At 59.1% G+C, this 10894-nt stretch carries 11 protein-coding genes and 1 pseudogene; 2 read left to right on the top strand and 10 right to left on the bottom strand.

Translation table 11 applies throughout. The features are described from left to right. Window positions 1-928: 928 nt before the first annotated feature. Window positions 929-1153 carry a hypothetical protein gene (locus tag GSQ83_RS18270; RefSeq protein WP_158804332.1) on the bottom strand — a complete coding sequence of 75 codons (225 nt, stop codon included), beginning with the start codon at window positions 1151-1153 and terminating at the stop codon, window positions 929-931. Between the two features lie 35 nt (window positions 1154-1188). Further along, on the bottom strand, window positions 1189-1353 hold the full coding sequence (locus tag GSQ83_RS18265) for a DUF3309 domain-containing protein (RefSeq protein WP_174246682.1): 165 nt from the start codon (window positions 1351-1353) through the stop codon (window positions 1189-1191). Window positions 1354-2714: 1361 nt separating this feature from the next. On the opposite strand from GSQ83_RS18265, the gene GSQ83_RS18260 reads away from it, so the two are divergent. After that, window positions 2715-2990: a hypothetical protein gene (locus GSQ83_RS18260; RefSeq protein ID WP_158804331.1), complete on the top strand. Its 276-nt coding sequence runs from the start codon at window positions 2715-2717 to the stop codon at window positions 2988-2990. A gap of 518 nt (window positions 2991-3508) precedes the next feature. Here GSQ83_RS18260 and GSQ83_RS18255 read toward each other — a convergent pair. From GSQ83_RS18255 to GSQ83_RS30015, 8 genes and pseudogenes are all read right to left on the bottom strand, one after another. Then, a complete protein-coding gene (locus tag GSQ83_RS18255) occupies window positions 3509-4270 on the bottom strand; it encodes an alpha/beta fold hydrolase (RefSeq protein ID WP_158804330.1) in 762 nt (253 codons plus the stop codon). Next, entirely contained in the window at window positions 4270-4428 is a 159-nt protein-coding gene (locus tag GSQ83_RS30025) for a hypothetical protein (RefSeq protein WP_216850337.1), read from the bottom strand. Before GSQ83_RS30025 ends, GSQ83_RS18255 begins: the two co-directional genes overlap by 1 nt. Next, window positions 4429-4920, bottom strand: a complete 492-nt coding sequence (locus GSQ83_RS18250; RefSeq protein WP_216850335.1) for an FMN-dependent NADH-azoreductase — start codon at window positions 4918-4920, stop codon at window positions 4429-4431. Between the two features lie 47 nt (window positions 4921-4967). Further along, window positions 4968-5328, bottom strand: a pseudogene (locus GSQ83_RS18245) (DUF1348 family protein); the annotation flags it as partial. A 268-nt stretch (window positions 5329-5596) separates the two neighbouring features. Further along, the gene (locus GSQ83_RS18240; RefSeq protein ID WP_158804329.1) at window positions 5597-6820 is read right to left on the bottom strand and encodes a hypothetical protein; all 1224 of its coding nucleotides are present in this window, start codon (window positions 6818-6820) and stop codon (window positions 5597-5599) included. Window positions 6821-7318: 498 nt separating this feature from the next. Next, window positions 7319-8260: a LysR family transcriptional regulator gene (locus tag GSQ83_RS18235; protein WP_158804328.1), complete on the bottom strand. Its 942-nt coding sequence runs from the start codon at window positions 8258-8260 to the stop codon at window positions 7319-7321. 73 nt (window positions 8261-8333) lie between these two features. Then, complete coding sequence (locus tag GSQ83_RS30020) at window positions 8334-8696, bottom strand: hypothetical protein (protein ID WP_216850333.1); 363 nt, start codon at window positions 8694-8696, stop codon at window positions 8334-8336. Window positions 8697-9268: 572 nt separating this feature from the next. Continuing rightward, a complete protein-coding gene (locus tag GSQ83_RS30015) occupies window positions 9269-9739 on the bottom strand; it encodes a LysR substrate-binding domain-containing protein (protein WP_256367249.1) in 471 nt (156 codons plus the stop codon). A 657-nt stretch (window positions 9740-10396) separates the two neighbouring features. Here GSQ83_RS30015 and GSQ83_RS18225 point away from each other — a divergent pair. Further along, the coding region (locus tag GSQ83_RS18225; protein ID WP_158804327.1) for a cytochrome b/b6 domain-containing protein at window positions 10397-10894 on the top strand (498 nt) is incomplete at its 3' end.

Raw genomic sequence — 10894 nt, 5'->3', positions numbered from 1 at the left:
GAACTCGAGAAAAATATAGTTACGAATCATCTCGAGACTTCGTGCAGTGCATTAAGCTGGAGAGGACCCAAGGTCAGGATCGCCTGGAGAACGAGGCAGAGATGGCGCGTTTCCGCGGATTCACCGTGCGGGTCGATAAAGATGGGAAGGCCTTCACCGCCTCGCCTTCGCTGTGCGATGGCATAGTTACCGTCTGGATTGAGAACAGCAGCGAAAACGGTCCCCCGCCGGACTGGATTACGCGCACCCGTGCTAGCGAATGGCGATTTTCCTGGCCTTGTTCCGGCGACACCGATCAAGGAGGGGGACGGAGAGGTGGAAGCTGCTCAGCAGGCTTTGGCCGGGAGGCGGCAAGTGTTGGAGGCGGAGCCCCAGGGAGCGACCGCCTCACTGCCTTGCGGTCCCACTTCGGCGTCGTAGCAGGAGCCCCGGAAATCCATCGGATAGTCCAGCCCAGCAGATAGATAAGAGGCGAAGCGATGATGAAGGGCAGCACGATCGGTAGCCCTGCGATTAGTCCGACCCCATTGTCGGGGCCGAACTCCATCAGGAGCACCGAGATTATCCCCGAAGCGACGAAGAAAAAGGCGATGAAAGTGAAGACGCGATAAAGGAAGGCGCCCACTGAAATAGCCCCATCACTAATGGTCGAAATACTACTGGAAAAGTGTCCCCACAGCCAGCAGTTTTCGTCCTGCCGCCAGACTATCATGAAAAATACTGCCCTAGTTGTTCGGTCTTGGGTTAGTCCTCCCTTGAAGCACCGCATCTGCCTAGTCGAAGTCCGCAACCGCTGCGCTCTTGTAGCTGTAGGCGAACTTGTTGATGGTGAGTTCCAAAAGCCGCTACTTTGACTCAATCATCCACTGTCGATTTCCCGCCGATGATTGGCGCCGGCGCGCGACTCTGCCGCATGGCGACCTCAAGCTCAAACGATCGGCGTTTGACCTCTCGCGGTCGGGATGCGCCCCTCTATCTCTTCGGGAGACAACTTGTAGCAGTTGGCCAGAATGCGACGCAGCTCAGCCTCCGTATAGCCGTGGGGATCATTTCTGCGGCTCGTGGCGCACTCCTCCTGCTCCGCGGGGTCGAGCATCAGGATGGTAGGACGGCCGTCTCCGACCGGGACCACCGTCACCACCGGTTTGCCCAAAGCGCGCCTCCCTGCTGAAGCGCTAGAATGTAACCCTAGAAGTGATGGCCGCTAAGCAGCACCACAATCACGATGATTATCAGGATCGTGCCTATTCCGACGCCGCCGTGGCCATAGCCAGTCCGGCCGCCGCGATAGCCGTAGCCGATGCCACCGCCGAAAAAGATGATGGCCAAAACGATCAGCACGATAAGCAGCATTGGACGCGCCCTTGAGGTTTGGAGCGCCCCCTTGTCTCACGGGCACCGTTTCGTGCCCAACGATTTTTGTGTCTCGCCACGATGGGGCGGGTTTCTACGATTTGATCAATCCACCCCCCTCAAAGCTGCTCGGTCACCCTCGATATCACCGTTGTCTGGCGGCGATGCGGCTAGCCGGGCTGAGACGAGAGGCGCCGAAGGTGCTCTGGCTAAGGACGTTGTGGCTCCGTGCGGCCGAACGAAAGTCGAGCGGTGTAGCCTTCAATCCTGCAGTCATTGCCGGCTGCGTCAGCATCGTGTTGCTCGTAATCTTCGTCCTCATGAGCGACTGGCCTGCGCTGATGCGCGAGAGCCGAAGGTTATTCTGGTAGGTCCGTGTCGGCCGCGACGCCGCCAAAGGGTCTTCACAGTGATAACCCCCTTAGGGTGTCGGTAGTGCCGACGCCCCTCTGGGCTTCCACATCGTAAGCGAATCTTGGGCAAGTTCACGTCGATCCACAGCCGTGCCTCATCGAGGGCGTTCTCAATTTCGATGTGCCGCCTGCTCCACCACCCGGTGCCGGCGATCCCGACAAGCCATGCGCCATCCTCATGGTGGATTTCAAGCTTGTACCCGCGATAGACTACTGCACGCATTGCCTGCGTCTCCGGTCTTTTCGGCCACGCTACCACTCTCCGCGTCTTCGCACGCCTAGGACTCCGCGCGCAGAACCGCGCAGGGGGCAAATCTCGTGATAGATCGGTCATTGCCCTGGGCTGGTCTGACCTCCTTCCCCAGGGTTAGGCCGGGCGGGAGGGCCACTCTCGTCCGGCCGCTGGTTCTGCGCACGGTCCGCATACCGCTACGGCGGATGTTGCTCTCTTGGGGCGTCGGCGGACCCGACACCCATTCCCCTTCGGTGCGATTTGGCGCAGAATCTGCAGGACTTCCTTGGTGCGATATGGTTTCCAAGGAAGACGGGAGGCGGATCAAGCTCCTCAAGGCGCTCCCAGAGCCGCAGGGCAAAACCAGAGACGACAATTGCCGCGATCCGGGGATGCAGTTCGCGGCACGACGGGCGTGATTTCCAGATCAAGGACCCACGATAGAACCCTCATCTCCTCTCGCCACTGTTGAGGTATCTAGGCGTGATGAGCGTGCCGTGCCCCCCTGTGCAAAACTGCGCGGGCGCCAACCTGCGTGCTAAAGTTACCATAGCCCTGGGGGAGTTGCATCCTCGTCCAGGGAAGGCCGGGCGGGCCCATCACCCTCGCCCGGCTGCTGAGGTTTACGCGCACCGTGCGCAGAGACTCCACGGCGGCAGGGCTTTCTGTGGCTGAGCCCGGGGGCAATTATTCGTCGGCAGGATCACCTGGTTGTAATGCATAAGGAAACAAAAGCTGCGTTGTGGCTCACGACGGGCGTGCTCACGATACACAAAGGTTTGCACGAGCAGGGGACCGCCATGCCCGATCCGCGCCAGTCGGAGGGTGATGAGATGAAGGCGTCACAAGCCGAGGTTGAGTTTCAACGGGTGGCCGGAATTGTGCGGACGAGGCGCGACCAAGGCGAACTCTCGGCCGGCGCCTATACGGTGATCCTCGAGCGCGAGAGGAAATCCCGAGACGCCGCCGAAGACGATGCGGGCGCAGTGTAGGGCCGGAGACGAAGGGCGGCCAGGTTCTCGCGCACCGTGCGCAGAAGCCTCTGCCGCAAAGGGTCGGCGCGTCGGCTCAGGGTTTGCTCCGAAAGCCCTGCGCACCTGATGAGCTGGACATTCGTAGTTTGGCGCGCCCACTCGTCGCGCTAGCATTGCGCCCGACCCGCTTAAAAGGCGGCCAAAGCCCTGCACCTCGTCTTGGACGCCGCTCCCGCGCAGCGCGTGCCAGTAAGTGGCCGTATTGAGTGCGATCACAGGCTTGCCCAGCCAGAACTCAGCCGCACCCGCCACCCGAGACATCGGAAGATTGGTGCCGACTATGACAACCCCATCCAATTCGGAGCCATCCACCTCAACTATCGCGTCCCGGAGTGCGTCCTCCGACCTCCCATTGCCGCAGGCTGACACTGAATTTCACGTCCTGAAATGAAGTTCCTGGAATTATTGCGGGCTTCTGTCGAGGAAGCGGAGAGCAGTTTAGTGCTGGCCTACCTGACGACTTGTAAATATCGGAATCAAACATCGGAGGCCTTTGGAACAATTTTCAAGGTGGTTGCACGTTTCGTGGCCTGGTTCATCGCCACCAACATCGCATCGATCATCTGCGCTACCGTGGCTACGCTATCGTCCGGCTCAAGCTCGACGCCACATTCTTGCTCCAGAGCCATGTGGAGGATAATCAACTTGAAGCTGTCAAGATTAAGATCGACAAAGAGATTGGCGCTAACCTCTGGATAAGCTTTCGGATTGGCCCAATATTCAGCGATCCTGGCCCATTTAGCACCCAAGCCATCTTTGTAGGCGTTGCCATTCTGGATGATAAGCGCATGAAGCCGCTCCGGGTGCATCAGGATGATGCGAAAACCAACTGGCGCACCATAATCATGTAGATAAAACGTGTAGTTATTGATCTGCAGTATCTCGAGCAGATCGTTGATCGTCTTCGCCAGTTGGTCGAACGTGTAATTGTAGCTCGACGGCGTGGGTGCATCGCTCTGGCCAAAGCCTGGAAAATCCGGCGCGATTAGATGATAGTGTGTGGCAAGCAGAGGAATGAGAATGTCGAACTCGCGTGACGAAGATGGGAAGCCATGCAGCAATACGATGGTCGGCGCATCCTTTGGTCCCGCTTCGCAGTAGAAAATTCCAAGGCCGCCCACCTGCACACGGTGGTAAGTCGTAGTTGCCGACGCGGAAGCCACGGGCGCGGCTCGCGCGACCTGCGCCGTGACGAGAGTCGCGGCCGTAGCAACCGCCAGCAAAATTGGCGCTCGCATTATGCCACTCCAGATTTGGCGATTTGAACGCGGCCGTGCGCCTGAGCCAGGTGCGCGGCGTCCTGTTTGGCACGTTCGAGATCGCCGGCGGGGTCGCTGGTCAGCAGCGTCGGCTGAAAGCGCAGCTCGTCGATCGCGGATATGCCCGCTTGGTTCAATCAGGTGCGTAGATAGGTCGAATGATGATCCACCCCGAATGCCGGCGACGGGAAGCTCGGAGCAAATGCTCCAGACGTTAACACGAGCGTCGCGTGCTTGTTTGCCAGCAGCCCAAAATAGCCTGTTTCCGGCTTCAGGCCAAAAAGCAGACCAGGTTGATGGATGATGTCGATATATTGCTTCAGGCGATAGGGAACGCCACCGTTCCACATCGGGACAGCAAAGAGGTAGCGATCAGCGGAAATGAAGCGATTGGCAATACCGACGATTTGGTCCCAGGCAGTCTGTTGGATCGCGTCTTGATCGCTACCCAAGATGGCGTTGAGTTTCGCTGCCGCCTTGTCGCCATCGAAGACTGGCAAGTCCGCTTCCCAGAGGTCTATTCTGTCAATCTCCAGGTTCGGGTTCTCGACACGGAGAGCGTCGAGATAGACTTGGGCGAGCTCAATCGATTTGGATTCGGTGCTGCGCGGCGAGCTTTGCACGAACATCAACTTAGTCATGGCTCATCTCCTTGGAATTATGCGATGCCGACGGCTCACAGTGCGAGGTCACTCAGGCACGGATGGTCATCGGGACGGCGGCTGAGCGGCCAGCGAAACTTGCGGTCAGCCTAAGTGATCAGATGCTCGTTGATGCTGGCGAAGCGCACTTCCATCGGCCCTTCGGCATCGAACTGCCAGTTCTCGTTGCCATAGGCGCCGAACCACTTTCCGCAGTCATCGTGGTACTTGTGGGCGAAACGCACGCTATGCGGTTACCAGCAAAGGTCCAAAGTTCCTTGATTAGCCGGCAGTCAGTTCACGTGCCCATTTGCGGGTCAGGAACGCCCCGATTTAGGCGCGGCCACGCGTGAATTCGGCACGGTTGCGCCAGCGGCTGTCGAGAGTGATGTACTGGCGGAAGCGCGTGATCTTCGCGTCTTTCACCATCCAGACGTGCGCATAGCCGGCTTCAGTCTGCGTGTCCAAGGAAAGAACGATGTTTGTCCTGTAGGATCGCCCGCCATGAATTGCATAGGTTGCCTCGCTTCCGACAACGATGGAGCGAGCGCCACTGCGTCGCCGACGAATGCGGTGGCGATGAAATGCCTGATCATTTCTCTCTTCCGGTTGGAGCAAAGAGGAGATGCCGGGCTGATCGCCCGGCACTCGACTAGCAAATGGCTCAGTTTATGCGATAGACGACAGGGCAGTTGACGATGAAGCCGACCGGCTTCGGCTTGCCGCCGGTGATGCTCTCGATGATGCCGCGTTCACCGGCGTCCTCAATGGCAATCGCATCCGTCATCTTAGTCCTGTAGCCCTTGGCGATGGCATCGTCGGTCCATTTCACGGGAAACAGCCGCCATAATGGGCTATAGTCGAGATTGATCGTGGGGATGCCACCGAGAACGTTCAGCGGCCCATGAGTACCTTTGTCCGAAAGAGCGCTGTCCAGCCCCTGACGGAACGGATTGTCGATCCCGGTCGGACCATTCACAAATGTATAGAGGCGTTCGGCAGCTTCGCCCGGTGATGCATCTTCAAGGGCAAACGGAACGTCTTTCAGAGCCGGCGTGTATGTCGCCCCCTCCAGGGCCGCGACCGTCTCGTCATTGGCTTCGGTCGAGAGGTAGAAGATCGGCTTGCCGAATGTGTAGCCGAGGGTCATCTTCAAAGTGACCGTCCCGTCGCGCGGGCAAATCTTCACCACCTTGTCCTGTACCTTCGAGTAATTGACACTGCCGTCGCACATCTTGTTAAGGTCGTAGGCCGAAACATTGAAGGCTACCATCGGCATGTTGAAAATAGCGTTCTCGCCATTCTCGAACTCGACCAGAGGCGAATACTCCGCATCACCGATCGAGCCGGGTTGCGCGGCTTTCGGCGGGAAGAAATTGGGCGCGGCACCTGGTGTCACGCTATGCTTCGGTGAGAAATCGACCTTGCCGGAATCAAAGACGATTGTCCCATCCTTTGCAATGGAGGCATGACGGACAGCTTTGCCTGTCAGGGCATAAGCAAGCTTCGGCGAAAAGTCGACGCCATGCAGATTGGCGAGGCTCGGATCGGTCGTGTCCGTCATGATCGACCAGACCAATTCGCCGGATTTCAGCCGCCCTTTGCGCAAGGGCAGAGTGGCTGTACCGGCTTCCAAATCGACAACTGCCGATTTCATGAGCAGGACCGGCCCGAGGAAAGAGGGGTCGACCTCGGATGGCGATGGCTGGGCTGTGATCACAGCCTGATCTGGGTAGATTGATTTGGGTGCCGGTCGGATTTCGGACAGTGGCGGCCCTTCCTCACCGCGATTGATGACCGCGGCCGATGTGATGGCGGGCAGACAAGTCGCTCCGGCTAAACAAAGCACGGCTATCTGGCCGGCGCCCAAGCACAAGAAACTCTTCATTTCAACATCCCGATTATTTGTTTGCGTGCGGCTTCACCCGGACAACGGTGAATACTCAGCAGCAGTACCGAGGACGGGAATTTCCCGGAAGGTATCGTGTCGATAGCCCACCGCTATGGGATGGCGCGATACACTAAGGCAGATCGAGATCAGGTTGGTTTATGCGGCATCGCCGACATCGCTGGGTCAAAAATCTCCGTTTCTTTCCGAAATCTTTGCCTATAGGCGTCTCCCAAAGCGAACAATCCCTCAGCTGCAGTCGAAAGCAACGGTTGTCGATCAGACTCGGAGATTTGGTTGACGAGCTCGCTATGGCAGGACAGCGGCTGCGGAGCCTATTTCGTGGTCGCCATCATCACTGCCGCAGCGTGCAAGCGACCCTCGGCTGCCTTAACGATAGGAAATCGCTGCTCATTACTCAAGCTTATCTTCATCGTCTGACATGGTCAGCCATTGGCTGAAAGTTCGCAAATTCAGACACCGCCATTCGTGATCGGATCATTTCCGACGGCGCAGCATTCGAGAGGACTCCTTCGTCGTCCGCGGCTTGCCCGTGGTTGCTGTCGCCGGCCAGGAATAGCGCTGCATTGCGGTCACGAACGCTTGGACCGGCGATGATTGGCGGCGGCCGGCGACCGTGACGAGACAGACGTTGCGCGCGACGGAAGGAGATACGACGGGGCATCCTACGACGCCCGGAAAGACCGCCGAATATTCGGGCAGAAAGCAGATACCGAGTCCGGCGGCGACCATCGTGAGAATCCAATCCTCGCGCTCGCTGCGATACGCTTTCATGAGATTAACGCCTTGCTTGCGGCACATCTCGTCAAGAACGTCATAGAACTCGCAGTTAATCCGCGAAAGGTACGACTCCCCGTCAAGCTCAGTCATCGGCACACTTGCCTTGCTAGCGAACCGGTGACCTGCGGAACAGGCGACAACGAACCGCTCCGAATAGAGTTCCGACGCCCGAAGTGGCTCCTGGAAGCCGTCTGGGCTAGCCATCAATGCCACATCTAGTTCGCCCCTCAGCAGCAAGTCGCAGAGCCGCTGAGGGATATCTTCACGCAGCGTAACTTCCACACCCGGATTGTCTGCTCTAAAGCGGGCCAAAAAGCTCACAAATTGAACCGGCGCGATCGTGCACATCACCCCGAGCACGAGATTGGCTTCCTCAAGCTTGAGGAAGCGGGTCGCGGTCAGTTCTGCATGGTCGGCGTGTACCACAGCCTCCAGGAGATGCGGTTCTATCAGGCGACCGAGTTCGGTCGCGTGTGTGTTGTTGGGTTCGCGGGAAAAGAGCAAGCCGCCGAGTTCATCCTCCATCTTGTGGATTGCGCGCGACAGTGTCGGCTGGCTGACACCGCACGCTTCCGCCGCCTTGGTGAAGTTAAGCGTACGGCTCAAAGCGAGAAAATAGCGGATTTCGCGAAGCTCCATTCCGGACTCCCAAAATATTGCGATTGGGCTGGACGTCCCAATTGCCGGCGGCCCCCCATTGCCGAGCGGCAATCTATGCCGTTGGGTCGCGGTTAAGATGTCCCCTCCTGGCGACGCTGACGACTCTCGATGAAAAGCCATGCGCCGATCGCGAACAGACCGGAATCGCCCACGCGCCGATGCCGACGCGCCAGGAGCCGAAGGCCTGGGTGAGTGGGCTACTCGCGGCGGCAGCGATCGTCGAGCCCAGTGCGGGGGCAACCGCATATACTCCGGTAGCTAAGGCGGCGCGGCCCGTGTAGGCCGCCTTGATGAAGCCGCCGACGAGGGCTCCGGCGATCGCAAGTCCGGCGCCCACAGTGACCGTTGAGCTCAGGAGCGTGGCGAGAGAACCTGCGAAGGCCCGCCCCAGCGTTGCGAGGAGAAGCAGGATCAACGCCGCCAAACTTGCCGAACGGATGGCAGAAGCGGCCCGACGGAGACGATGGCCGGTCGCAGGTTGACAGGTAAGACCGGCTATCGGCGGCAGGCCTTGTGTGCGGGGCGTGGCGGAGTCCGGACCCGATGCTCGAAATTTCGGCTGATCCTCTGCGGTCCTTACCTCTGACATGCTTTCTGACCCTCCGGCATCGCGACCTGTCGCTCTGGACTCTTCGGCAGAACCCGGAGTCGTCGCCGCAATAGGCCTTGATATCGAGCAGAGGGAGCACCCGGCAGCCGCCGGCATTGGGAGACGGCCTTCCATTATCTGGTTAGGAATGCGGCGCCGGGCGCGGCCTCTGGGGCTAAAGGGCGGCCTTCGCTATCCTGTCCCGCAAGCGCGGAACGACGAAATCGACGAAGGCGCGGAGCTTCAGCGGCGGCCTGTTCAACTTGTCATAGATGAGATGGACCGGTAGGGGCTCGGGCTCGAATTCATTGAGGACGACCGCCGGGCGATTGCTGCGCACATGATCGGCAAGCTGATCGGAGAGCGTCCGAAGGAGTCCGCGCCGAGCGAGTGCAGCATCAATGCCGGCTTCGTTCGATCGTGCTGACGCACAGGCGTGCTTTGGGCGGCACGGTGATCTCCGCGCCATCGGACACGAAGACCCAATCGCCCGGCGCGGACACGCTACGTAGCGAGATGACGTTACGATGCACCACGTCACCGGGCGTTGTCGGTATCCCGTTCGTGGTCAGATAATCGTGACTTGCGCATGTCACGTGCCGGACCGAGCGGAGGCGCGTCGCGACCAGGCTGCTGTCCGGCAGCGCCCCGATACGGAGCGCCACATCCACCTGATCGTCGATGAAATGAGTAACGCGGTCTGTCAGCATGAGGCCGACGGCCAGCTCGGGATAGGCTGCCAGAAATTTCGTCACGACCGACAAGAAATGCAAGCGACCGAACATCGTCGGCTCGGTGATGACCAGATCTCCCTTGGGTTCGGTATATTCGCAATCCGCAGCGCGCTCGACCTCGGCTAGCTGCTCCAGAATTCCCTTTGCCGCCGTAACAACGGGCGGCCCGGCGTCAGCTCCAAACCCTTTGCCGATCGGATCAGCAAGCTGGCGTTCAGATGCGCTTGCAGCTCCGACACCTTACGGCTGACCTTAGCCAGAGGGAGGCCCAGTTGCGGACCGCCTCCGAAAGGCTGCCGCTTTCGACGGCGGCGATCAGCACCAATGGCATCCAGGCGATCCATTGGCCCTTCCGCAATACGAGAGGTTTCCTCCCGATCTTAACGGCTGCCCGCCGATCATGGAAAGGCTCACATACAGGCGGGACGAACGACCGGCGAATGTCTCGAGCGCAGAGCATTTGTTCTCTAGAGACCAGATTTGGTGTAACGAGAGCCTGTTCAGCCCGAATGCCCTGTCAGAAATTGAGGGAGAGACCTTTGTGGGCTGAGGCAGGGCTTATGTTCCGTCGTCAGTTCAATGGCGCTCAAACCATGAATCTGAAGGCTTTCGCCATACCGAAAGCGATCTGTGGGAACTTGGTGGCGGCCGCAAGCTCTATACTTAATTCGGTTGGCTACTTGAGCTTGTCGAGATGGTGAACCCGGGAGACCCCGAGGCTGCCTCGTCGTCCGAACAGTACTACTTAACCTCGTCGGGGCAGTCACCTCTAATGCCAGAGAAGTTCGGCGAATGAGTCAGGAGCAGGCAAACACCGTTGCCACAGTGCGCCCCGCGCCAATCGGCCGCCGCCTCCACCCGCTGCCGGTGAGGATCATGCATTGGATCAACGCGGTCGTCATGCTGATCATGATCACGTCGGGCTGGGGTATATACGACGACGACCCCATCATCCGTGGATTTGTCTTCGGCCCATTCTGGAGGCTCGGCGATTGGGCCGCCTGGAGCCTCAATTGGCATTTCGCGGGAATGTGGTTTCTCGCGATCAATGGGCTCATCTATCTCATCTACGGCATTGTCAGTGGCCGTTTTCGCGAGCGGCTCCTGCCGATCCGGCCGGCTGAAGTCGTCCAGACCGTCGTCGAAACGCTGCACTTCAAGATCGCTCACGAAGACCTCACCGTCTACAACGCAGTGCAGAAGCTGCTCTACATCATCGTGATTCTCGCTGGTATCTCGCAGGTGGTCACCGGGGTGGCCATTTGGAAGCCTATCCAATTCTCCGGTCTG

Source organism: Acidisoma sp. L85 (assembly GCF_009765865.1).
Classification (GTDB): Bacteria; Pseudomonadota; Alphaproteobacteria; order Acetobacterales; family Acetobacteraceae; genus Acidisoma.
This window is presented reverse-complemented; position numbering and strand designations above follow the sequence as displayed.